Below are 24410 nucleotides of genomic sequence, written 5' to 3'. Positions count from 1 at the left end.
AGTCAGGGTGTAATGAGCATCCATTGTAGGGGCAATGCTCCCGTGCTTACCGTCTTCCTGTATTCAGAACACCCACGGAGGGATGACCTTTACCTGCGATCGCCTCCTCCTCCCTCCTCCCTCCTCCCTCCTCCCTTCTACTCTGCTCCTTCGATCGGCGCAAATCCCTGTCTCTGCACATTTTCGGTGACGACGCGAGGCTCCAGGAATTGCAGCAAATAATCGGGGCCGCCTGCTTTGGAGCCAACGCCTGACAGTTTGAAGCCGCCAAAGGGTTGACGGGCGACGATCGCCCCTGTGATTCCCCGATTGATGTACAAGTTGCCGACTTCGTATTCTGCTTGGGCTTGCTCGATGTGGGAGGGCGTTCGCGAATAGAGTCCGCCTGTGAGGGCAAAGGGCGTGCTGTTGGCGATCGTCAAGGCTTCGTCAAACGTCTGCGCTTTCATGACAGCCAGAACCGGCCCGAAAATTTCTTCTTGGGCGATCTTGGCAGAGGGCAACACGTTGGCAAAGACGACTGGACTGACAAAATAGCCAGAGTCGGGAACGGGCATTTCGAGGGCGACTTCTGCTTCGGTGCGACCCTGCTCGATGTAGTCTCGAATTCGACGTTGAGCCTCGGCATCGATGACGGGCCCGACTTGCGTGCTGGGCGATTCGGCAAGTCCGATGTTGAGCGATCGCGCAGCTTCAATCACCCGATTCAAAAAGGTGTCGTAGATCGAGTCGAGAACGATCGCCCGTGAGCAAGCCGAACACTTTTGACCGCTATAGCCAAAGGCAGACTGGATGACTCCCTGAACGGCCTGATCCAAATCGGCACTTTCATCGACGATGATGGCGTTTTTGCCGCCCATTTCTGCAACGACGCGCTTCAAATGTTTTTGCCCTGGTTGCAGAACGGCCGCATTGGCATAGATTTGACAGCCGACGGCCTGAGATCCGGTAAAGACAATCATGTGAACGTCGCGATGCTTGACCAAATGGGCACCCACAGACGCACCATCTCCCGGCACAAACTGAAACACGCCACGAGGAATGCCCGCATCCACGAGAATTTCTGTAATTTTTGCCGCAATCACTGACGAGGTTTCCGCAGGTTTGAGCAGCGCACAGTTGCCCGTGACCAAAGCCGCCACCACCATCCCCATCGGAATCGCCAGCGGAAAATTCCACGGAGAAATGACGACGACAATGCCTCTAGGATAATAGTGATAACGGTTCGTTTCACCGGGCAGATCGTAGGCGTAGCCTTGATTCAGCCGTTCCATATCGTCGGCGTAGTAGCGGCAAAAGTCGATCGCTTCTGACACTTCTCCATCTGCCTCTTTAACAGGTTTTCCCGTTTCCAACACCATCCAGGCGATCAGGTCTTCGCGGCGTTGTGACAACAGATCGGCCGCTTTTCTGAGAATTTCAGCCCGCTCAGTTGCTGGCGTTTTTTGCCACGCGGGAAAGGCTGTTTTGGCGGCGGCGATCGCGTCCTCGGACTGTTCCACACTAATCATGCCAATCCGTCCTACGACCTCATTAAATTGAGACGGATTGACAGAATCCAGCTTCTCAGCAGTTTCGACGTATTCCCCATCAATGAGAGGTAAGTAAGTTTTACCCAACTGCTGACGCACGGACTGTAAGGCGTTTTGAATACGATCGCGCGCCTCGACTTCTGCATAATCGGTATCCGCCACGTTTTGGAAGAGCGGCGTGAGGTGTGAGGAGGGTTCTGAAGGGGCGGGTTCGGCGATCGGCGGCGCTAACAATTCTTCGACGGGGCGTTCTTCCAGGTTTTGGCGGAGAAAAGAACTGTTGGCGGTGTTTTCTAACAAACGACGAATCAGATAAGACATGCCAGGAATCAGGTCGCCGTAGGGACAGTAGACGCGGACTCGATAGCCCTGATCGGCGATCGCTTTCGCCAACTTATCGCCCATCCCATACAACACCTGAAACTCAATCCGACGGCGCGGAATCTCTAACGCTTTGGCAATGGCGATCGCGTGGGCTTGAGTGCGGACATTATGACTGCCGATCGCCGCATACAAGTGCTCGTGATTTTCCAGCAACAGTCTTGTCATCGTTTCAAAGTTGGCATCCGTTGCAGGCTTTTGATTGTAAACGGGCTGCTGCCAATCTTTTTGCACCGCTTTGATCGTTTCCTGATCCCAATAAGCGCCCTTGACTAGCCGAACCGTTAACGGTGTGCCCCGCTGTTTTGCCCAAGCGATCAAATCGTGTAAATCCTGCTCACTGTCTCGCAAATAAGCCTGAAGCGTCATGCCCAAATCCGAGCGATCGCGAAACTCCGCTTCCATCAAAATCCGCTTGAGAATCGAGAGCGTCAGATCCTTGTAAGCGTATTGCTCCATATCAAAATGCACCGCCGCCCCCAACTCCTTAGCCCGCCGCAAGAGAATGCGAATGCGATCGCTCACCCGTGCTTCACTGCCCTCAGCATCCAACGGATCGAACTGCGAATAAAACGCCGTCAGCTTGACAGATACCTGCACTTTTGAGAGCGGCTCCCCGTCCGCCAAGTCGATCACAGGCACCGTTCCCCAATTTTGCGAAGCTTCGGTGAGTTGGGTCATCAGGTCGAGGTAGCGATCGAGATAAGACTGAGCCTCCGCTTCTGTAATCACCGCTTCGCCCAGCAGATCCACCGTGAACGCCATCTTGTCTTTACGCAACCGCTCCAGGGTTTTGAGAACCTGCTTGGTGTTTTCACCTGAAATATATTTGTGAGCCAGCGTCTCAACTGCTGTAGAAACGGTCGTCGCGGCTACCTGTCCCGGCATCGAGTCGGCATTGGCAAAATTGAGCATTCCCTTGAGCGCAGATGGCAACTCGACGCTGGCATCGCCCAAATATTCCTGCAAATGACGGGCGATCTCAGGTTTGCTTCTCAAGGCAGGCAGACAGTCGATAAAGCGAAATAGCTGCACCCTGAGATTGGGGTTGCCCATCGTCCAGCCCAACAGTTTGTCATCCCAACGCATCTGATCTCGCATCTGGGCAAACAGAGAACGCCCCTCTCTCGTCGCGGCCAAAAGCTGACGGGCGATCGCTTGCGTTTGGGTTTCATAGATGCGATCTGCTTGGCTAACCATATTCCACAGTCTCCTAATTGCTGGCTTCAAAAGCTTCTATTTCTATTGTCGATTCTTCAAAAGCGGTTGTGAGGGCTGAGTCTCATAAAGCTTAATGTTTCGCAAAGAAGTCGAATTCTTGAAGAGTAAGGAGCAGAATACCGCACTGGCGATCGCCAATTTAGTTTTGTCAGAAAAGCGTGACGGCGAGAAGCTTCATCAATTCATTATCAATTTTTCTCAAAAGACTCCGTATTTTTGCACCGTTCCAGAGCCGACTATGTAACAATATTTCAGTATAAATCAGGAGTAATACGGAAGTGTCAGCCGCATACCTAAAGCACGACTCTTTCTAGATTGACGAAAACCTCAATCGAACTAGACATCAAAAAGACGACACGAAAAAGCCTCATTGAATTTACGTTGAATTTACGTTAAACAAATAGGCTAAATAACGTGAATTCGATAAGAGGTTTTCCGCTTCGTTGTTCACGGCTTCTGCCCCCCAACCCCCCAATTTTGGGGGACTTTAAGAGAGGAATTCTGGTTCAAAGTCCCTTACTCGTGGGGGATCTAGGGGGCGTCCCTGGATCTAAAAGCGAAGCGAAGCGTTCATCGAACTGACGTTAAATAGAATCGAGCGAGCCTCTACCTGGGGAGTCTACCGACTTGTCGTTTGTACGTTGAGCTATGAACACCCCCGATGATGTGACTCTGATCGAGCAATTCTTATCTAGAAGTGCAATCCTGACTGCCAATCAAACCCTAAAGATCGAACCTGCGTTTGGGACAAATCGCCTGCTGACCACAACTGGAACCCTGTTAGCCACAATCGACCTGACGACCAAACCTATCATCGTCAATGTGCGTCAGGGCTGTGACTATTGGGTGCTGCTGCATGAGGCGCTGTCTAGTCAAGGATTTATGATGGCTGGGCTGTCTCCTCAAATCGGCTTTATGCGTTACGAGGCGCAGATGATTCCAGTCGGCTACACAATGCACTGCACCGAAGCCAGGAGTCTTTGGGAAGTCTGGTCGGATAGTGTGAGATCTTTTAACTGTCGTGACATTCGTTTGGATGTCTTGATCTTTGATCGCAGTACCTGGTATCCGATTCAAGAAGTTGTCGGCGATCGAGGGATTGTCTCTATCCAAACCTTGATCAGCAAATTGAGCTTGCAAGATGGAGATTACGTCACCTGGCTCAGACGATCAGGAAGCCGCGAACTCTAATGTTTATTTTGATTAGTTGAGAACCCCAAGCTTTTTCTCTTGGTCTTTTCGTCTCAGTATTTATTCTTAAAAACCTCTGTAGTTTTAGTGATTAATGTCACGAGCGCGAGAGAATACTTGACGCGGACTTCAAATTCTAAGTATTCTTTCAGAAGAGCTTCTGAAAATTCACTGAACCCGGTTTGCCTTTTAAGGGAGATAGATTGGTAGAATGAGCAACTAGGCTGCGTAGATTCCTCATTGGCTTCACGCAATTGTGCGCCTGAGATTCCAATTTATCTGCAACGGTTTCAACACTAGTCAGGTTAAGGTGCGTTTCATGAGATTTTCATTCAAGACCCTGCTTCAACATCGTCAGAATACAAATCAACCGACCATGCACCACATAGAAGTTGCGGGGGCCTTTGATGCCTTCACGAGCCTCGAAGAAATTGAGTCTGGACTGGATTGGATGGAAGTTTTGGCTGCGTCCTGGGGAGTCCCTTACTCTAGCCAAGTCGAGAAAGAAAGTGTGATAGTTCCCTGTCCAAAATCTCCATCGAGTCCAAAGTCCTCAAGTTCTGCTCTCGCCTAAAGCTTGATCAACGCATCTGGGCGAATGCTGCATCGTTAAAAGCTCGAAAAAAGCTCGAATTTCGCCCTTAGCGTTCCAAATTCTTCACTCTAAAATTTTCCACAACTCAGGAGCAGTAAAGTCTGGAATGACGATCGCCGCTCCAACTTGATACAAATCTTGAGGATCTTGACTTGAAGCGATGCCGATCGTAAAAATCCCCGCAGCAACCGCCGATCGTACGCCAGAAGGCGAATCCTCAAAGGCGATCGCTTGCTCAGGGTTTAGCCCAAATTCATCCAATCCGTGTCGATAAGGGGCAGGGTCAGGTTTACCAATTCCCAATTCTTCAGAGACAATCAGGCGATCAAACGTGGTTTCTAGCTTCAATGCCTTCAGCATAAAGTGAGCATTTTTTGTTGGAGCGTTGGTGACCACTGCTTGTTTGAGGTGACGATCAGTTGCCCACTTAATCAGAGCGCTCAAACCTGCCATTGGCATTAGTTGCGGAGCCAGTTCTCGAAAGCGAGCCTCTTTGCGATCGATGAAATCTTGGCGCTCTTCTAGGGACAATTGGGGAAGCAAATCTAGCACGATCGCGGGGTTGAGCCGCCCGCTAATGCGAGTTTTGTAGAATGTTTCGTCGATATCAAACCCAAAGGGTCGTAATCCTTCTTGCCAGGCTCGAAAGTGGAGCGGGTCGGTGTTAACGAGGGTGCCATCGAGATCATAGAGGATGGCGGCGAGTTGACTGCGGCTTGAGGAGTTTGAGACGGTAGAAATCTGCTGCACGGGAGTTCATAATTCTTCACCTTACAGTACACCACTTGGGGAGGGATGAGGGATGACTTCGTTCTGCTATGTGAAGGGGAATGAGTTGTGTTAAGTGATTCAACGAGAAGGCTGAAGTGAGATTTGGAAAGGTGTAGGGTTGAAAGTGCTGCGTGTCAAACAGAATTGGCGCGATGGCGGGAGTGCGACCATGCTCAACACAATTTTGGTGGCTTTGGATGTTGGAGATTCTTCATCGTTTGCCAAAGCGCAATCTGAACAAGTAATCCAGACTTTGCAAGATCTGCACCTGCGATCGGAGATGAAGGTGATTTTTTCCTATGTCGTTCCTGCTAACGAGGCTGAAGTGGATGTGATGGTCGATCGCCCCCAGGCAGATCTCGAAAGCTTCCCCTATGGCCAAATTGAGAAGCAGTTGCAGACGTATCAAAAAAGTTTGCCCTGTGCCAGCGAATTAGAGATTGTAATGGGCGACCCAGCAGAAGAAATTATTCGGTTGGCTAACATTTATAATGCTGATTTGATCGTGATTGGTAGCCGAGGTTTGACCGGAATGCAGCGTATTTTGTTGGGGTCAGTCAGCGGTCAAATTGTTGCAGATGCGCCCTGTTCAGTGTGGGTAGTCAAGCCCAAGTAACAGGTGTCTTTATTTTTGACTTGCTGCTGAGATCACCCACTCAGGACAGTTACCAAATCGACGCAAAAAGTAATCTTTGATGCCTTCTAAAGCCGCTTTTTTAGCCAATCTTTGACGATCGATTGTTTGGGGATTCCAATAGTTCCGTAATTCACGATAAATGCCTCTAAAGGCAAATGCATAGAACTGAAGGGCAGCGATCGTAGAAGGGGCGTTGCGTTCGATCCAGGGAAAGCGATTTCGCCACCAAAAGTACTCATAGTGGGGCGATCGATTTCCTCCCTCAAAACTCGCCGAAATCTTGTGCCAGACTTTTGACGCAGAGACTAAAAGACAGGTATAGCCCGCTCTCCTGGCTCGATAACACCAGTCACATTCTTCCCACATCAAAAAGAATTTATCTTCGAGCAGACCGATTTCTTTAATCACTTCAGCTTTCATAAAGAAGGCACAGCCACAGGCGAAATCAATCTCTTGAGGGGGCAACTCAGGTTTTAATTCGTCAATTTTCCCATAATCAATATGATTAAATTCCGCCTGATCGCTTAGCCATTCTCCGCCCCCAAGCCAAACTTTATTCGGCTCTTTATAGAAGTAGATTTTTGAACCCAACACGCCTGCTTTTGAGTTTTGCTCGCCTGCTTCGACCAGCGTTGAGAGAACTTGAGGATCGACGATCGCATCATTATTCAATAAGAAAACATAATCAGCACCGTGGGCTAAAGCATACTCAATACCAACATTATTCCCGCCAGAAAATCCCAAATTTGCTCCTGTTTCTAGAAGCTTGATGTTAGGGAATTTCTCTTTAAAGACGATGACTGAATCGTCGATCGAGCCGTTATCAATGATGATTGTTTCGTAGTTTGGGTATTCAATTTTACTAGCTGACTCCAGACATTCGATCGTATCTTTCTGACCGTTCCAGTTTAGAATTAGAACAAAAACCTTGGGGGCTATTTTTTCCATGAGTTCAATCAAATATTGCTCAATTGGGCATCGCGATTCGCTTCATCACTGATTAATGTTCAACAGTAGTTTTGTTAGAAGAAACCAAATTTTGAACTATGTTCGGGTCTTCCGCAAAAGCTCAAAGGCTTGTTGACGAGCAAAGGGGGGAATGAAAGATAACAGCAGTCCAGAATAGGCTTTGAATGAAGCGTTTGATCGGCCTGCTAAAACCAAATCTCGACCTGTTGCTGTCTCTCCTTTTTCAATTAACCGTAATCCTAGTAAAAGTTGAGTTTCTGCAATGCGCGATCGCCGCACAGTTTCCAAATTTTCTGATTCAAATTCAAAGCTTTTTAGATAGTTGAGTTTGTCTTTGAGATAGGGAATGGCTCGATCAATTCCTTGCTGTTCAGGATGAAATCGATACTCCATCAAACGCTCTGGCAAATAATAGGCTCGCTTTCCGGCTAATGCTAACCGAACCAGAAGATCATTGTCTTCGCAGTTTTGAATATTTGCCCGCATGAAACCTAACTCTTGAAGCGCCTTACGTCGAAACAGGGTAGCTCCAATTTGAAAGCTCTGTTTGACAAATACAACTTCTAATAAGTTATCAACAATTCCTTCTAAAAGACTTGTTCTCCCCCATTTTTTTGAGTTGAGTTCAGTGGCGTTTTGGTCTCGAAGATTGTCAGGATTAATGACCCAATGATCCGTTCCCACAAAATCAATTTGAGGGTTCTCATCTAGAATTTGACTCGTTTTTAGCAAGTAGTCTGGAGTCAAACGATCGTCATCGTCAAACTTGATAAAATATTCACCGATCGCTGCCTCAAATCCGGAGCGCATATTATTGCTTTTTCCAACATTTTGAGGGTGTCGAATGTACCGAATTCGAGAATCTTGATAGCGAGACATTAGCTCAGGCGTTTTGTCGATCGAGCCATCATCACAAACAATTAGCTCCCAGTCTGAGTGGGTTTGCTGAAGTACGCTGTCGATCGCTAGAGGCAACAGGGATGCACGATTGAAGGTGGGAATGCAGACGCTAATTTTAGGCATAAACGATAGATACGATGATTTATTGATAACCACTAATTAGAAATAATCCCCTTCTCTAACGCACAATTTTTTTGATTTTAGCCGCAGTTTTATTTAGCAATCGGCCGACTTGGATAATAGGACTTGCAGGCTTTAACAAGGCTGGTTTTTGTTCGGGTTCTTTTAAGAAGCGGTAGTGTAAAAACACTTCTTTGTAGGGAATATTATTCAGCTCTCCCTGACATAAACGAGCAAAACTATTGGACGAATATCCCATATAGTGAATGCGGTGAATCGGCTTTAAGCCTTGCTCATTGTAGAGAACGTGATCGATTTCCACAAAAGGGTCAACATTAGCGCAGTTTCCGGTGCGATTGCTCCCCGTTTCACTGAGCGTAAAGTTAAACTGTGGACGGTTATAAACTAGCGTCATGTAGTTAAACAAAAAAGCATCATCCCACCAGCCCTGTCCATTCACCCAAGACGCTTCTTGGTGGTTAATCAGGCGATTTTTTATTGAAGCAATTTCCTGGCGATCGAACAATCCTCGCTTCGACGCAAAAAAGCTAGAGCAGTGTAACTTTGGACGGATTTCTGATTCTTTAAGATCGCTCGATCGCTCAATTTCTGCGATATTTAGAGCCGCAACTTCACGAGATTTTTTGTGTTCCCAATCGTTAAAAATAAAGTCGTAGCTTTGTAGTTTCTCAAAAATATCGTCGATTGGCTTCATCGCCAAACTGTCACCATCGTAAAAAACAAACTCGTCAAAAACGCCATCAAATGCCGCAAACTTTCGATGTAAATGTCCCTTATACCAGCGAGGATGTGATTGCTGAGTGTGGTTGGCTCCGGGGTGAGCTTGAGCAAATTGACGCGCAAATTCTTCCCAACGATCGAGGGATTCCTGATTATCAAACAATGTCACATTGGGACGAGTGCGAATAGCTTGCTTGACGCGATCGAGACGATCATCAAACGGAATAACACAAACCGGAATATCAGAACCCACGTTAACTTCGATACTGTTGAGGAGAGCAACCAGTTGGTCGTACACCCCATCATTTGCCAGCATATAAATGCCTCTTGATCGCATAAAAAAAGCTCCCTTTTGAATGAAACACTATGAATCTGCCAAATTGCACGTCCACAGCGCCTCAATCGTAAAACTTGAAAGTCTTCTTAGGTAGCCGACAAACCCGGATGACAATCTCCTTAATTTGTGGCAGGAGGCTCTCAAAAATGTAAATGCACTGAGAGAATGCTTCAGAGCGATCGCAACCTGCTCCGGATGCTCCCCCGAAATTTTCCCCTTACCTCTTCAACTTCAGCTATTTTTTATGGAGCAAAAGTGATTTCTCGCAGAAGGATCAGTAGTTTCCTCTAAAAGGTTGAAATTTCTGTCGATTTCGATTGAGTGGCGAAAAGCAATTGAAATTCCATCTTGCTCTTGCAATTCTCGAATGAAAAATGAGGTAAAAGATGGAAATCTGTTCGGATAAAGTTAGGTGAAAAGCTAAAAACAAGAAAAAAGTTAGCCCAATGCTTCTTTTCTTTTCGATCTCTAACTGATTAGCCACCTGTTGCTGCTTGATTGCGGATAATCACCTCAACTCGACGATTTTTTTGCCTGCCTTGAGGATTATCAGAACCATCAGGATTCGCATTGGGCGCGATCGGCTGACTCTTACCAAATCCCTGAGATTCAAGACGGTTTGTATTAATACCAAAGTTCTGACTTAAATAAGTTTTGACGGATTCCGCACGCTTCTCAGATAGCATCTGATTGTATTCGTCGCTGCCTTTGCTGTCGGTGTGGCCGTTGATTGCAACCGGAGCATTTTTATAGTTTTTTAACAACAAACTTAGTTTGGCAAGTGTCGGTTTAGCCGTGGGCCGCAGTTCAGATTTATCAAAGTCAAACAAAATGTTTTCGGGCAAATTAATCCGAATTCCACTACTAGTTTTCTGGGCCTGCAATTCTGAAAGCGTCTTCTCAACCTGAACGCTAGTCGTCGTAGTTTGCAAAGGTTGCTGAACTTCGAGTTGAGTGCTGGCGATCGCTTGAGGAGGTTCTAACTGAGTGACCGCAGGCTGACTTGTTTGAGTAATTGTAGTCGTTTGAGGAGCTTTTTCGGGTTGCTTTGAGCACGCAAAAACTGTTAGCAGTAACGACGAAGCGATCGCACCCAAAATGAACGGTCGCTCAATCATTTGGCCGTGTCTCCGATCGGAATATTGGAAAGAACAAATTTTGGAGAGGTGCTAAAGGCTGCATCGTTACCAAACTTAGAATTGGTTGTTAGCGTGACTGTATTATTTCCTGGTGCAATGCGTCCCTTAAACACAAACTGCCCTTTGAGCGTTGTTCCGGGTTGAATTGTAATTTCAGAATTCTCCGGTGGAGCGGCGAGATTGTACTGATTTCCTAAACTGTCCGAAACCAGCATATCATCGGAGCCATTTAGCTTGATCGCCTCTTTATAACCATTGGTAATCGCGATGCTTGCCGTAATACTATCTTCTGCAAACGTAAGCTGCGTCAGGCGCAAAGTTGAGCCGTTGGGATGGTTAGCCTGAAGATTTAAGGTTTGAGCGGCTGGGAGCGATCCACTATCCACCGAGGCAGCAGGTGGACTAGGAGCGGCCGTTGTAGTAGGTTGGGGCGATACGGCGGCGGTGGGTGGGGTGACGACTTCGGTAGCCGCAGGACGGCGCTGATTTAAGAAGAAGTAGGCGGCTCCGCCGATACCGATCAGAGCAGTAAATAATATTCCATACAAGAAGCCACGTAGACCGTTGCCACTGTTGCGGGTCGGCTCAGACGGGGGGCGATCGCGCAGATTAGACATACTTACTTAAAACCCGCTGAGTAAAGGTAAAAAGTCGAGCAGTTGTAGAAGGTTTGACGAAAAGTTTGACATGAGTAAAGGTAAAAAGTCGAGCAGTTGTAGAAGGTTTGACGAAAAGTTTGACACTGGGAGCAAGCTCTTAAATTAAGGTATCAATCAATACTTGAATCATGATTTGACCGTTTTTGATTAACCAAAATAGCGTCTAGCTTTTGGCTCACAAAGGATGTACACGAGGCTAACCCTGATTTAACTTTAACGTCAAGGCAAGAGGCTAAGATTAAGGATGGTTAATCGATGAATAAAGAAATAGCTCTCTTCTAAAACGTTTTCTACTGCACTAATATTGCCAGTCCCTCAGCAAACTGAGTTGGATTTTGAGCGGCTCATCGTTTCTCGATCGCTCCTGATTATCGTCGCCACAGCCTTGTTAAAGGAACACTTGGAAAAAAGCTACAGTAATTCTCAATCAGGTCGAACTTCTCTTGAGATAAAAACTCTAAAACGGTCTTATAGTTAAAAAACCGAATGTGAGGAAAATTCCAGCAGTTTGCACTCGGAAAATAGTTCCAGGTGTCGGTATCTTGAGTGAATAAAAACTTGATCCTAGCCATCAAAGGAAAATGATTGGACACGTTAATTAATAAATAACCTTTTGGGGTTAAAACTCGTCTAAATTCTTTTAACAAATGTAATGGATCAAGAAGATGCTCAAACACATCTTTGCAAAGAATGAAATCAACAGACGCATTCTCTAAGGGTAAAGGTTGAGTGCAGAAGTCTTCTACCAAATGAGTTTTATCAAATCCATATTGCCTTGCTTTTTCTAAAGCAAAACTATTGGCATCAATGCCAATCAGTTGCCCTGTAATTTGAGGTTTGACCGCGCAAGAAAAGACTCCCATTCCCCAGCCTGCATCCAACAAATTGTGGATCTTAACTTTGCTGAGAACTTGCTCCCAGACAGGAGAAAAATAATTCGATCGACCATCTTGTGAGATGTCGTTAAAGAGCGCATTGCTAAAGTGAGGACATTCTTGATTGGGCATCGTTCACCTCATCTGAATTGCGGCACTACAATAGATTGGCGCTGGCACCCGATCGACGGATCAAGTTCATAAAATTGGACTTCCAAAAATTTTAGGGAACTCTGGTTGCAGACCGTCATCAAACGTTGTATGCGATCGCTCCTCAAACTATGAATATTTTGATGCTCTCCTCGACGTTTCCCTATCCCCCCACAGGCGGAGGAACTCAGGTTCGCACCTTTAATCTGCTCAAATATCTCAGCCAGCGCCATCAAATCACGTTGTTGACTCAAAGACCGCCCCACACCACGGATACCGAAGTCGCAGCGCTGCATGATCAGGTTTCAGAATTAGTGGTGTTTGCTCGCCCTGACACAGTGCCGACTCAAAAATTTTTAGATAAGCTGGGTCGTTTTGCCACGTTTCTCAACGCCGGAACGCCGCCCAACGTCTTGTCTAGCTATCTACCGGAGATGCAGGAATATGTCGATCGAGCGATACAGTCGGGAAAATATGACGTAATCACCTGTGAACACAGCGTCAACGAAATTTACGTTCGTCCCGAATCTCGAAAAACACACCGCACAGTTGTGAATGTTCACAGTTCTGTTTACGGATCTTGCAAAAATCAACTGCAAACGGGAACTTCAGAAAACACACTGCGCGATCGCTTAAATTTGCCGCTTCTAAAACGCTACGAACAACGCTACTGCAAAAAATTTACCAACATTGTCGTGACGACTGAGGAAGATCGATCGCAACTGCAAGCATTCAATCCAACGGCTCAGTTTCAAGTGATTCCCAACGGAGTTGATTTTGCCGACTTTCCTTATCGGACGGCTGATCCAGGTGGTCACCAACTGATCTTTATTGGCGCGATGGATAACCTGGCGAATATTGACGCAGTGCAATTTTTGAGTTTAGAAATTCTGCCCGTCCTACAGCAAAAATACCCCGACACTACGCTGGCATTAGTGGGGGCGCGTCCGACTCCAGAAGTGCTACAACTGGGCGATCGTCCCGGTATTACGGTTACAGGGCGCGTTCCCTCGATGTCAGATTATCTTCATCAAGCAACGGTTTGCGTCATCCCCATGCGAACGGGATATGGAATCAAAAATAAAACGCTAGAAGCAATGGCCGCCGGAACGCCAGTCGTATCGAGCGATCGTGGTTTAGAAGGTATGACCGTCGATGGGTTAGACGTTCCGCTGCGGGCCTTGAGAGCGAATCGAGTCGAAGACTATGTACAAGCGATCGGGCGATTATTTGAAGATGCATCCCTGCGAGAACAGCTTTCACAAGCGGGACGATCGCTCATCGAAGCCGATTACACCTGGGAGCAAGCCGGACGACTCTATGAAGAAGCTTTAGCAGGATGAGAGTCTTTGGCTAGGTGCCCTTCCAAACCGTTAATAGTCTCCGCCGTCGTGCCCCCCATCGTGGTTGCCAAAGTCATAATCGTGATGTCCGCTGTAGTCGCCGGACTGGTGATCGGGATGCCCACTGCCATCTCCACCGTGATCGGGATAATGATGTCCACTCTGGTCAAAATTAGTCCCCGCATCAATCACATCCGAGATATCAAATGCAGAGTCAGCCAGAAACAAGCAATCCCTGATCTCGCCGCGCATTAATTCATAATTACAAGACTCTCCGATCGCTCGGTGATAGTCTACAAAGCTAACCGCATCACAATACATCGCTAACCCATAGCAATCATGACGAGTACTATATCCCCACTCTTTGGTCATGCTTTTGACTTGAGCAGGTGTGTAGCTCTTTTGTGACCCATAGCGGGCACGGAGCAATCGGCCCAGGCGTTTGGCATAGGTGCGAATGGCGAGGCGTTTCTTTTGCTTGAGGTCTGAGCGTCTGACTAACTCTATGGGCACCACCACGATGGCGAGACTTCCGACTACAATCGCGATCGCCGCCAATCCATTCAAGGCTTCTTGCAATAAATTTGACATTGGCTTACCTCTACACTAGGAATTCACTAGGAGTCGTCTTCACCCTGTCACCGTTCCATACACTCAGCACCTCTCTTATTTCAGAAAGTGCTTGCAAAAGAACGCCTGAGCCAACATTTTCCTTAAAGATCGAGGCAAAGCTCAAAAGTCAACAATTCCCTCAAAACTTAGTACAAAATTCTTTCTTCGCGTATACCATCGTGTAACAATCCCCCTCTAAACTTGGTCGCGATCGGGCATGAAATACCATTCCATTTCCAGAACACTTTTGCGAATTCGGTGGGGCACCGTAGGCGCGATCGTCGTCCTTATTGGTGCAGCCGGGTTAGTCGCCGGAAGTGCCTGGTTGAGTGTGCAGTTTATTGTCGATCCGCGATCGGTCGTCTGGCTCAATCAATATCTTCCCGCAGGGGCAAAAATTCCCGTCGGAGCCGATGAACCGCGAACACTAGCAGAAGTGCAAGCAGCCCTCAAAAAAGCAGGATTGACAACAGGCGATCCGATTTTGCTCGAACGATCCAACACCAAAGCAACCGATCTCTTGCTGCCCGTTTTGAAACGCAAAGAAAACTGTGATCTCAACTGCGATCGCATCACTGAACTGCGCGTCTACCGTCCGGTCAACAACTCCCGTGGGCGATCGCGAGACACCGTACAGATGATCAGTCAGATGAACGTCGATGAGCTAGAAGAATCGTTTGTCGTTGCCCCGATCGCTAAAGCCAGACCTGGATATCAGTCCGCCGATCGCGCGCTTCCTTTGGGCACTTTACAGCGCTTTGAAGACAAGACCACTCCATGGGGCACCTGGCTCAATCTAAGCGGACAGATGGATGCTGGGGACAACGCTGTCACCTATGGGCAAGTTATTCACTACAACCCCGATCGCATTCGCCTGAGCGTCATGCTGCGTTGGACAAGTCCCCCCGGAGAACCTCCGACCTGGCAAAAACCCGCCAAAGGTAACCCATCTGAGCTATCGGTCAATCAAACCGTCGGACTCGAACCCGACTTTCAAGTGTATCAACTGCGATCGCGCAAAGGGTCTGACCCCGTTCTTCAGCCGATCGACCTCAAAAAGCCTGCTTTAGAGAATGGAGCCTACGTCGATGCGCTCTATCTGGCTCAAAATGGTCTGTGGTCTACTGCTTTAGAAATTCTGCAATCGGTCAAGCAGCGCAACCCTTCAGAGTGGACTTTAGCCGCTCAAGCTCAAATGACTTTGGTAGAAAAACATGCTCAAGTGACGCGATCGCAAGCCGAAAAACCGTGGGTCAGCGCCGGGCAACAAGCCCTGGTCAATCTCACAGATGGTCGATGGTTTAGGGCACAACAGCTTTTACAAAACCCAACTGACCTGAATGAAGTGGCCAGCTTGTTAAAGACAGATTCGGGCCGCTTATGGAAGCGAGTCAGTGCAGCACTGCGGATCAATCCCGTCCGACAGGATGTGCAAACCTGGGGCGCATTGATTTTGGCCGCTCGACAAAGCCGATCGAGCGCGATCGCATGGCTCAAAAAACAGCCTCAAGAAAGACCGACTAGCCGTGCCCAGATTATCAAACTGCTCAGTCAGCTAGATTCAAGTGAGCTAGAGCCAGATATCGAACTGCCGCCTTCCCCCACTCCCAAAAAATCACCTCGGCCCTCCAACAAGCCTGTGAAGGTACTTCCTTGAATAAGCTGGGACAAGCTAAATTCTCCACAAGTAAGAGCTTTGAACCACGAATCTAGTCATGAAGTCCCCCAGAATTGGGTTGAGCTACGGATTTAGTCATGAAGTCCCCCAGAATTGGGGGGTTGGGGGGCAGAAGCCGTGAACACCGCAGCGAAAAACTTGTCGAACTCCTGAGAAAACGTAGATTTCTTTCGTCCCTCTGGATGGTGCGCCTTTGTTGGAGACTGACGTTGATCCACGATCCTAGAAATCATTTGCGCGGCTGGCTGGCTAGATTAATACGATCGCCCAACTGTCTCAAGGTTTGAGCCATACTCGGATCGTTCTCTTTGAGTTGAGAAATTTTGTCACAGCTATACATCACCGTGGTGTGATCTTTGCCGCCAAACTCTTCCCCAATCTTGGGCAGGCTCAACTCGGTGTGGTGCCGCATCAAATACATGCCAATCTGTCGAGCCACGCTGATTTCTCTACGGCGAGAATTGCCTTTGAGGTCGTCGATCGACACACCAAACACCTCCGCTACCGTCGTGATCACCGCCTTGGGAGACGCTTCAACTTTCTCAACGGGCGGATTTAACACAGGCGCAATATTCTCCACGGTCATCGGCAGACCCGAAATCGAAATGTAGGCCACCGCTCGAATCAGCGCCCCTTCTAGCTCTCGAATGTTGGACGTATAGCTTGAGGCAATGTACTCAATCACCTCACGCGGCAGACGCATGTTTTCATACTCCGCCTTCTTTTGCAAAATCGCCATGCGCGTTTCCAGATCGGGGAGTTGAATGTCAGCAATCAGCCCCATTGAAAACCGAGAACAAAGGCGCTCTTGAAGTTTGGGAATTTGATTGGGGGGACGATCGGAAGCCAAAACCACCTGTTTTCCCGCCTCATGCAGCGTGTTGAAGGTGTGAAAAAACTCCTCCTGCATATACTCTCGACCTTCGATGAACTGAATATCGTCTACCAACAGCACGTCTACCGCCCGATACAATTCATGAAAGCTCGGCATACTATCTTTGCGAATCGCGGCAATCAGATCGTTTTGAAACTGCTCAGTCGAGACGTAGAAAACTTTAGAATTGGGGCAAATTTCTAACCGATAATGCCCGATCGCCTGCATCAAATGCGTCTTACCCAACCCGACACCGCCACACAAAAAGAGCGGATTAAACTCGCGTCCCGGAGATTCTGCAACGGCCAGCGAAGCCGCGTGCGCCATTCGATTGTTGGGCCCGACCACCAGACGCGAAAAAATGTACTTCGGATTGAGGTCAGAATTGCGACGTTGACCAGAAGGCGCGGGATCAGGAACACTCACCTCGATCGGCAACGGGTAAAAAAACATTTCAGAGTCAATGTCCATCCCATCTTCGCCTTGAGCGGCCGTGATGTGAATCTCAACCGCCCGCCCCAACACATCGTGGACAACCTCGGTGAGCGTCTTCATGTAGTACTTTTGAATCCAAGTCCGCGCAAACGGATTCGGCGTTCGCAAAACCAGACAGTGATCGTCAAGCTGTTCTGGAATCGCAGTTTTGATCCAAGTCTCAAACGTGGGGCGACTCAATCTAACTTGTAACCGCTCTAGCACCTGAGACCAGAGACTTTCGATCGCAATTTCCACGGTTAAACCTCTAACTGACCACCAAACTGTGAAGCCAAACAGAAGACAGCATCGAGACGATCATCCTTTAGTCTTCCGTCGTTTTCCACAAGGGACTAAAAGCATAAAACAATTTACTCCATTTTTTTCTGAATTTCGCGATCGTTATAGACTGCTGACTCAAGACGCTGCAAATCCTGGGTTCAGCTTTTCTACAGGTCTTAGCAGAAGGGTTTAATATTTAGATTAGCGTCTACCACAGACGGCGAGTTTCTCAGCAAATTGCTGAAACTTTTGCCCAAATCTCAGGTAATTCGGCTGATTCCAGTAACCTTCTCGGACTTTTGGGTGTGAACAATTCCCCTCCCTCGGCTCGGCTTGATCTGCAAACCCTATTTCCCTTTGAGCTAGACGACTTTCAGCGACAGGCGATCGATGCGCTCAATGCAGACAAGTCCGTTGTAGTCTGTGCGCCCACAGGTTCGGGGAAAACGCTGATCGGGGAATATGCCATTCATCGGGCCTTGGCGGGCAATGGTCGCGTCTTTTATACCACGCCGCTCAAAGCGCTGTCTAACCAAAAGCTCCGTGATTTTCGGGATCAGTTTGGAGCCGATAAAGTGGGTCTGCTGACCGGGGATGTGTCGATCAACCGAGACGCGCCAATTCTGGTGATGACGACCGAAATCTTTCGCAACATGCTCTACGGAACGCCGATCGGAGAAGTAGGCACCTCCCTCACCGGGGTCGAAGCCGTCGTGCTGGATGAATGTCACTACATGAACGATCGCCAGCGCGGAACGGTCTGGGAAGAGTCGATTATTTACTGCCCAACTGAGATTCAACTCGTTGCCCTCTCGGCTACGGTGGCCAACAGCGATCAGCTTACAGATTGGATTGCTCAAGTTCACGGCCCGACTGATCTGATTTACTCAGATTTTCGCCCTGTGCCACTCCATTTTTCTTTCTGCAATACTAAAGGGCTGTTTCCTTTACTAGACGACGACCAGCAAAAAATCAACCCCCGCCTCAAGCCCAAACGCGGGCAATATCGACCCAAAGGAGCCAATCAGCGAGGCGCACCCCGACCCGAAGCCCCCAACATTGCTTTTGTCTTGAGCAAGCTACGCGAAAAAGACATGCTGCCTGCGATCTACTTCATCTTTAGCCGCAAGGGATGCGATCAGGCGGTGACAAATCTGGGGCCGCTATCTCTGGTGAATCCATCCGAAGCGGCGCGACTAAAGGAGGCGATCGACGAATTCCTCAGCAGAAATCCAGATGCTGGCCGGGCTGGACAGGTTGAGCCACTCTATCGAGGCATCGCCGCCCATCACGCTGGGATTTTGCCCGCCTGGAAAGGACTGGTCGAAGAACTCTTTCAACAAGGGCTGATCAAAGTGGTCTTCGCGACAGAAACCCTGGCCGCCGGGATCAACATGCCTGCCCGCACGACCGTAATCTCCAGCCTCTCCAAACGTACCGATTTGGGTCATCGCCTGCTAAATCCCTCAGAGTTTCTGCAAATGGCAGGACGGGCTGGCCGACGTGGGATGGATAAGGAAGGCTATGTAGTGACCGTCCAAACGCCCTTTGAAGGCGCAAAAGAAGCCTCTTATCTGGCGACAACAGGAGCCGACCCCCTGGTGAGTCAGTTCACACCCAGCTACGGAATGGTGCTCAATCTCCTGCAAACCCACACCATTGACGAAGCCAAAGAACTCGTTGAGCGCAGTTTTGGACAATATCTCTCCACGCTATATCTACGTCCTCAGCAGCAAGAAGTCGATCGCGCCAAAGCCGAACTTGCCCAACTCGAAGCCCAGGTTGCCTCGGTCGATTGGAAGCTGATGGAGCAATACGAAAAACTGCAAGAACGCCTCAAAGAAGAAAAGCGCCTGCTCAAAACGCTGCAACATCAAGCCGACGAAATGCACTCCGGAGAACTGGCGATCGCCCTCTCGTTTGCTGTCGCCGGAACCCTCGTCTCACTCAAAGGCGACCATGTGCGAATGGCTTATCCCCTTCCAGCGGTCTTAGTAACCAAAGTCCAGGGATCTGGGCAGTTTCCCTATCTCGTCTGTTTGGGGCAAAACAATCGCTGGTACATCTCAACCGTCGGCGATGTAGTGAATTTACGGGGTGATATTCCCAGATTGCGTGAAGTAGACGAAATTTTACCGCCCTCAGATTTGCCACCCAAACCCGGTCAGTCTCGCAGCGGTAACGAAATAACCGACGCGATCGCTCGCAAAATTCCCGATGTCCCCGGCTCAGACGAAGATGCCCCCGAAGTCTACGCCCAACTGCAACGCATGGAAGCCGTCCACGCCCAAATTGAGTCTCATCCGGTTCACGCCTGGGGCGATCGCAGCTACTTGATGAAACGGCAGCGACGCATTCAAACCCTCAAAGCAGAAATTCAAGATCGTCAAGAAAAGCTCGATCGCCAAGCCCAACGCCATTGGGAAGAATTTCTCAGCCTGATTACCATTCTGCAAAGTTTTGGATGTCTCCAGGGACTCATGCCAACCGATCTAGGGCAAGCAACCGCTGCCATTCGGGGAGACAACGAACTTTGGCTCGGATTGGCCATCATGTCGGGTGATCTTGACCACCTTGATCCCCACCATCTAGCAGCCGCTTGTGCAGCTCTGGTAACCGAAGTCTCTCGCCCCGATAGTTGGACTCGCTACGACGTTTCTTCGGAGGTCGAGGATGCCCTAAGCGAACTCAGAGGCATTCGGCGACAGCTTTTTCAGCTTCAGCGTCGTCACCAAGTCACCCTCCCTGTCTGGCTCGAATATGATTTTATCGGACTGGTCGAGCAGTGGGCCCTAGGCACCGAATGGACAGAACTCTGCGCCAATACCAGCTTAGATGAAGGCGATGTGGTGCGGATTTTGCGCCGTACCCTCGATTTTCTGTCGCAAATTCCTCACATTCCCCACGCGGCTAGACCGATTCAAACCAACGCGCTTCGGGCGATCGCGCTCATCGATCGCTTCCCAGTCAACGAAGGGGTTGAGTAATGACCCCCCAAAGACCGTAGTACTGAGCTAGTTAATGTAAAATTTATAATCTCTCTCTACTGGCATAACTCAGCTATGATTCTCAAAGCTCCTTCCCTGTACTCAATTCAGCCGTGAATAAGCAGACAAAACTTCTCCGTACAAAATCTCTTGATCTCCGTAAAAAGCCTGATTGCTTCATAAAAACATTTGCCCATACTGGGAAAAGAGCGCTAGAGCGATTTAGCGTACTTAGATGGCTGAAATTAAACTTTGGGAGCCACGTCGCAGGGTTGATAAAGGTAGGCACTGAGCGATGAGCAGTTGGTTAACAGTGCGTAAATACTCAGTCGAAAGCTGTCCAAAACGCCTGATCACGCCCGATCGCAGTTCTCCCTCAAAAATTTGGCTCTATTCATACTCTTATTGACTCAGTTGTTTAGGGTTTTTCCAACGTGAACGACCTGGATTTGGAGCGACCTAGAATTCTTGTGGTAGATGACCACCCGTCCAGTCGGATGACCGCCGTTGCCCTCTTGTCGGTTGAGGGTTACGATGTTTTGGAGGCAGAAAGCGGCTCTGCGGCACTTTCACAGGTTTTTGCGACTAACCCAGATTTGATTCTTCTGGATGTGATGATGCCCGGAATGGATGGCTACGAGGTCTGCCGTCGCCTCAAAGCGGATGAACAAACTCGTTTGACACCCATCGTATTTGTCACCGCACTGGACGATCGTCGTGCCCGACTCAGAGGCATCGAAGCAGGGGGCGATGATTTTCTGACCAAACCATTTGATCAATTAGAACTCTCAGCACGGGTCAAGTCGCTAATCCGCCAAAAACGGCTAAACGAAGATCTCGACCATGCCGAAAAAGTGTTGTTCTCGATCGCGCGCACCGTCGAAAGTCGCGATCCCAACACCGGGGATCATTGTGAACGGCTCGTGATGCGGGGCAGAGCCTTTGGTGAATTCTTAGGGTTGTCTCGTCCCGAAGTCCGCGATTTGATGTGGGGCGGCTATCTTCACGATATTGGCAAGGTGGGCATCCCAGATGCGGTCTTGCTCAAACAGGGCAAACTCACGCCCGACGAGTGGGAAGTGATGCAGCAGCATGTCTTGATTGGCGAAAAAATCTGTCAGCCCCTAAGAACGATGCGCGGAGTTGTCCCGATTATTCGCCACCATCATGAGCGCTGGGACGGGTCGGGCTACCCGGATGGGCTGGTCGAAGGTGAGATTCCACATCTGGCACAGATTTTTCAAGTGGTTGATATCTACGATGCTTTGACGAGTGAGCGTCCTTACAAAAAGGCGTTCTCCCCGGAGGAGGCGCTCAAAATTATCGAGGAAGAAACCGCTAAGGGCTGGCGCAACCCGGAGCTAATTACTAAGTTTAGTGAGTTTATTCGGACGATCGAAATCCAGCCAGCCACGCCTCCAACCATTCAACAGGGTGATCTATCAATCTGGTTTCAAAAGTACATCAAAAGCGCCCGCAAACCTTGAGGCTAGACGTTGAGAACGTCGATCGCGCCTTCCCATGAAGCTGTATAAAGCATGTCCGACTTCTTCTAAGAGCTACTCTAAAATTGAGACACCTCTAGAGATCCGCAGAGTTTTGCTGCCAATGAAAACTCTTACTAGCGCTTACTCATGTCAATTTAATGTCAATCTCAGCCAAGTCTACGGGAGGTGTGGTGCATGTTAGTCATCCTGGTGGGCGATCAAATTATTTCTCCACAAAAAGTCTGTCAAACCTGTTTGCTGGCTGACCAGAGTGGCCAACCTCGCTGGCAACAGGGACAACTTCGCTGCGGCTATGCGATTCGTAAGTTGTCTGAGACTCAGCCCAGTCAATATGAGTGTCAGATGGGGTTTCGAGTTGCTAATGTCGAGTGAGGCAGTGAGCAGAATTTGAGTCCAGGCATTAGGATGAGATTAATCAAACTGCCAACCGCTAAAAGAAAGCAAACGGCTATTGTGTCTTACAGCCTTAGAAACCTACACTCAAATTAGGAGAATCCGCATGTCTTGGCGTGGGTCAACAACTGTTTCCGATCGCATCTTTGCCTGTCTCGCTTACCTTCTGCCACTCCTTGATTTAATCGGACTGGTTACAAGGCCCCTGATTCTGACAGAATCTTTTTTGACTCCTATATTGAGAGTCCTGGTGGTTCCCCTGTCACCACTGCTGGCAATTTACAATAGTTTGGGCGGCATCGTTTCATTTGTCGTCTTCTTTGCGCTCTACCTGCTTGTGGTTCGCAACGAAAACTTGCCTCACTTCATCCGCTTCAACACCATGCAGGCAATTTTGTTTGGAATTGTTTTGAGCCTGATTGGGCTGGTTTGGGCTTATGTTTTGGCACCGATTTTAGGGACAAGTGTCTTGCTGACACAGACGTTGTTTAACACAATTTTCTTGGGCATGGTGGTTGCGGTTGGGTTTTCGATCGTTCAATCTGCGCTCGGAAAGTATGCAGAAATCCCTACGATTTCAGAAGCCGTCTACATGCAAGTGCGCTAGACCTGAGATTCGACAATTGCCGCAGTGCGAGCGATCACTGAATTCTCTAAATAGCCAATTCCTTCAATCTCAATGCGAATGCGATCGCCCACCCCGATCGCGCCTACTCCCTCCGGAGTCCCCGTCAGCACCACATCTCCCGGCAATAGCGTCATCACCTGACTAATGTAAGCCACCAATACATCAGGCGGAAAGACCATTTCGCTGATTGCGGCTGACTGCACAGGGTGACGATCGTCATTCACAAAAGTTTGCAGCCTCGCCCCTGGATTGATCTCGCGCACCACCCACGGCCCCAACGGACAGAAGGTATCAAAGCCTTTGGCTCGCGTCCACTGGCCGTCTTTTTTTTGCAGATCTCTCGCCGTCACATCGTTGGCGATCGTATAGCCCCAAATTTTGCTGTGAGCGTCTTCTGGGGTGCAGTGAGAACAGCGATCGCCCATTACTAGCGCCAGTTCCCCTTCATAATCGACTCGCGCTGACTGAGACGGGTAGCAGATCTCGGCATCCATCGCAATTACCGCCGTCGGCGGTTTGAGAAACAACAGCGGCTCATCTGGAACTGGAGTCCCCATCTCGGCCGCATGATTTGCATAGTTTTTGCCCACAGCCACAATCTTAGAAGGCGCGCAGGGAGCCAAAATTTGATAATGATTAGCGTCTAAAACTTGATCCGTCGGCTGTCCCTTCATCCACGGAGGCGCATCTAACACTTGCACTCGACGATCGATCTGCAACAGCCCATAAAAAATCTTGCCATCTGGGGTCTGAACTCGAACATAGCGCTGTGCCATACCGGGATAGATACCTTAATTACGTATAAAACTTCAGGGCGTGGACTGCCCACTCGCATACAGCGAATGCTTGCAAAATCTGGAGTCTCAGGCTTAACGTCTAGCACCTTCTAGCTGGATCGTCTAGAAACTGGGATAGAATGGTAAGTCCTTGCTTTTTCATTATTGGGGAACTGGGTAGCAGGTCAAGTATTTTTTTGACCCAATTTGCTACTGAGTTTGCCAATCGAAAAGGCCGACTTGTCCATAAGGAGAAAAGCTGGTATGAATTTCATTTACGAAACGATGTACATTTTGCGCCCCGACCTCAACGATGAAGCGATCGATGCGGCGATCGAAAAGTATCAAAGTCTGTTGAGAGACAACGGTGCAGAAATCATCGAAACTCAACATCGCGGCAAACGCCGTCTCGCCTACGAAATCGCCAAACACCGCGAAGGCGTTTACATTCAGATGAACTACACAGGCGACGGTAGCCAGATCGCTGGAATGGAGCGCGCCATGCGGATCAGCACCGAGGTCATTCGCTACCTGACTGTCAAGCAAGACGTGCCCAAAGCCGAAGACGTTGAGGCCGTTGCAGTCGAAGGTTAGTTAGACTAATGCCAGGTTCAAAGTTTGAGGTTTAGGGTTTAAC

22 protein-coding genes are annotated in these 24410 nt (G+C 48.8%); 11 read left to right on the top strand and 11 right to left on the bottom strand.

The genetic code is table 11. The annotated features are described in order from the left end of the window. Positions 1–137: 137 nt before the first annotated feature. On the bottom strand, positions 138–3113 hold the full coding sequence (gene pruA / locus ACKFKH_RS02595; RefSeq protein ID WP_446856667.1) for an L-glutamate gamma-semialdehyde dehydrogenase: 2976 nt from the start codon (positions 3111–3113) through the stop codon (positions 138–140). A 94-nt stretch (positions 3114–3207) separates the two neighbouring features. Between pruA and ACKFKH_RS02590 the strand changes: the two genes are divergently transcribed. The 3 genes from ACKFKH_RS02590 to ACKFKH_RS02580 all read left to right on the top strand — a co-directional run bounded on the left by ACKFKH_RS02590 (position 3208) and on the right by ACKFKH_RS02580 (position 4899). Beyond that, positions 3208–3378 (top strand): hypothetical protein, encoded by a 171-nt coding sequence (locus ACKFKH_RS02590; protein ID WP_446856666.1) that lies wholly within the window; start codon positions 3208–3210, stop codon positions 3376–3378. 404 nt (positions 3379–3782) lie between these two features. Further along, positions 3783–4325 carry a hypothetical protein gene (locus ACKFKH_RS02585; RefSeq protein WP_446856665.1) on the top strand — a complete coding sequence of 181 codons (543 nt, stop codon included), beginning with the start codon at positions 3783–3785 and terminating at the stop codon, positions 4323–4325. A gap of 319 nt (positions 4326–4644) precedes the next feature. Further along, positions 4645–4899, top strand: coding sequence for a hypothetical protein (locus tag ACKFKH_RS02580; protein WP_446856664.1), 255 nt, complete (start codon positions 4645–4647; stop codon positions 4897–4899). An 84-nt stretch (positions 4900–4983) separates the two neighbouring features. On the opposite strand, the gene ACKFKH_RS02575 is transcribed toward ACKFKH_RS02580, so the two are convergent. After that, positions 4984–5670 (bottom strand): HAD family hydrolase, encoded by a 687-nt coding sequence (locus ACKFKH_RS02575; RefSeq protein WP_446856663.1) that lies wholly within the window; start codon positions 5668–5670, stop codon positions 4984–4986. Positions 5671–5815: 145 nt separating this feature from the next. On the opposite strand from ACKFKH_RS02575, the gene ACKFKH_RS02570 reads away from it, so the two are divergent. Further along, complete coding sequence (locus tag ACKFKH_RS02570) at positions 5816–6307, top strand: universal stress protein (RefSeq protein ID WP_446856869.1); 492 nt, start codon at positions 5816–5818, stop codon at positions 6305–6307. A 9-nt stretch (positions 6308–6316) separates the two neighbouring features. On the opposite strand, the gene ACKFKH_RS02565 is transcribed toward ACKFKH_RS02570, so the two are convergent. From ACKFKH_RS02565 to ACKFKH_RS02540, 6 genes are all read right to left on the bottom strand, one after another. Then, a complete protein-coding gene (locus tag ACKFKH_RS02565; RefSeq protein WP_446856662.1) occupies positions 6317–7276 on the bottom strand; it encodes a glycosyltransferase family 2 protein in 960 nt (319 codons plus the stop codon). Between the two features lie 96 nt (positions 7277–7372). Then, the gene (locus ACKFKH_RS02560) at positions 7373–8320 is read right to left on the bottom strand and encodes a glycosyltransferase family 2 protein (protein ID WP_446856661.1); all 948 of its coding nucleotides are present in this window, start codon (positions 8318–8320) and stop codon (positions 7373–7375) included. A gap of 55 nt (positions 8321–8375) precedes the next feature. Next, complete coding sequence (locus ACKFKH_RS02555; protein WP_446856660.1) at positions 8376–9395, bottom strand: Npun_R2821/Npun_R2822 family protein; 1020 nt, start codon at positions 9393–9395, stop codon at positions 8376–8378. Positions 9396–9871: 476 nt separating this feature from the next. Continuing rightward, complete coding sequence (locus ACKFKH_RS02550; RefSeq protein WP_446856659.1) at positions 9872–10513, bottom strand: OmpA family protein; 642 nt, start codon at positions 10511–10513, stop codon at positions 9872–9874. Continuing rightward, the gene (locus ACKFKH_RS02545; protein WP_446856658.1) at positions 10510–11151 is read right to left on the bottom strand and encodes a hypothetical protein; all 642 of its coding nucleotides are present in this window, start codon (positions 11149–11151) and stop codon (positions 10510–10512) included. Before ACKFKH_RS02545 ends, ACKFKH_RS02550 begins: the two co-directional genes overlap by 4 nt. A gap of 410 nt (positions 11152–11561) precedes the next feature. Next, complete coding sequence (locus ACKFKH_RS02540; protein ID WP_446856657.1) at positions 11562–12200, bottom strand: class I SAM-dependent methyltransferase; 639 nt, start codon at positions 12198–12200, stop codon at positions 11562–11564. A gap of 149 nt (positions 12201–12349) precedes the next feature. Here ACKFKH_RS02540 and ACKFKH_RS02535 point away from each other — a divergent pair, with 149 nt between their 5' ends. Continuing rightward, the gene (locus tag ACKFKH_RS02535; protein WP_446856656.1) at positions 12350–13561 is read left to right on the top strand and encodes a glycosyltransferase family 4 protein; all 1212 of its coding nucleotides are present in this window, start codon (positions 12350–12352) and stop codon (positions 13559–13561) included. Between the two features lie 30 nt (positions 13562–13591). Here ACKFKH_RS02535 and ACKFKH_RS02530 read toward each other — a convergent pair whose 3' ends face one another. Beyond that, on the bottom strand, positions 13592–14152 hold the full coding sequence (locus tag ACKFKH_RS02530; protein ID WP_446856655.1) for a DUF6559 family protein: 561 nt from the start codon (positions 14150–14152) through the stop codon (positions 13592–13594). A 238-nt stretch (positions 14153–14390) separates the two neighbouring features. Between ACKFKH_RS02530 and ACKFKH_RS02525 the strand changes: the two genes are divergently transcribed. Next, positions 14391–15830 carry a hypothetical protein gene (locus ACKFKH_RS02525; RefSeq protein WP_446856654.1) on the top strand — a complete coding sequence of 480 codons (1440 nt, stop codon included), beginning with the start codon at positions 14391–14393 and terminating at the stop codon, positions 15828–15830. A gap of 250 nt (positions 15831–16080) precedes the next feature. Here the strand turns inward: ACKFKH_RS02525 and dnaA are convergent, their stop codons facing one another. Next, positions 16081–17457 (bottom strand): chromosomal replication initiator protein DnaA, encoded by a 1377-nt coding sequence (gene dnaA / locus ACKFKH_RS02520; protein ID WP_446856653.1) that lies wholly within the window; start codon positions 17455–17457, stop codon positions 16081–16083. Positions 17458–17786: 329 nt separating this feature from the next. On the opposite strand from dnaA, the gene ACKFKH_RS02515 reads away from it, so the two are divergent. The 4 genes from ACKFKH_RS02515 (at position 17787) to ACKFKH_RS02500 (ending at position 22976) form a co-directional block, all read left to right on the top strand. Next, positions 17787–20468: a DEAD/DEAH box helicase gene (locus ACKFKH_RS02515; RefSeq protein WP_446856652.1), complete on the top strand. Its 2682-nt coding sequence runs from the start codon at positions 17787–17789 to the stop codon at positions 20466–20468. Between the two features lie 434 nt (positions 20469–20902). Next, positions 20903–21955: a response regulator gene (locus tag ACKFKH_RS02510; protein WP_446856651.1), complete on the top strand. Its 1053-nt coding sequence runs from the start codon at positions 20903–20905 to the stop codon at positions 21953–21955. A gap of 195 nt (positions 21956–22150) precedes the next feature. After that, positions 22151–22348 (top strand): hypothetical protein, encoded by a 198-nt coding sequence (locus ACKFKH_RS02505; protein ID WP_446856650.1) that lies wholly within the window; start codon positions 22151–22153, stop codon positions 22346–22348. Positions 22349–22475: 127 nt separating this feature from the next. Further along, positions 22476–22976 carry a Tic20 family protein gene (locus ACKFKH_RS02500; RefSeq protein WP_446856649.1) on the top strand — a complete coding sequence of 167 codons (501 nt, stop codon included), beginning with the start codon at positions 22476–22478 and terminating at the stop codon, positions 22974–22976. On the opposite strand, the gene ACKFKH_RS02495 is transcribed toward ACKFKH_RS02500, so the two are convergent. Beyond that, positions 22973–23773 carry a fumarylacetoacetate hydrolase family protein gene (locus ACKFKH_RS02495; RefSeq protein ID WP_446856648.1) on the bottom strand — a complete coding sequence of 267 codons (801 nt, stop codon included), beginning with the start codon at positions 23771–23773 and terminating at the stop codon, positions 22973–22975. The genes ACKFKH_RS02500 and ACKFKH_RS02495 overlap by 4 nt on opposite strands. 264 nt (positions 23774–24037) lie before the next feature. Here ACKFKH_RS02495 and rpsF point away from each other — a divergent pair, with 264 nt between their 5' ends. Continuing rightward, positions 24038–24367, top strand: a complete 330-nt coding sequence (gene rpsF, locus ACKFKH_RS02490) for a 30S ribosomal protein S6 (RefSeq protein ID WP_446856647.1) — start codon at positions 24038–24040, stop codon at positions 24365–24367. Positions 24368–24410 lie beyond the last annotated feature (43 nt).

The sequence above is a fragment of the Phormidesmis sp. 146-20 genome (assembly GCF_052939475.1).
The sequence above is the reverse complement of the archived record's forward strand: the minus strand, read 5'-3'. Positions and strand labels throughout refer to the sequence as shown.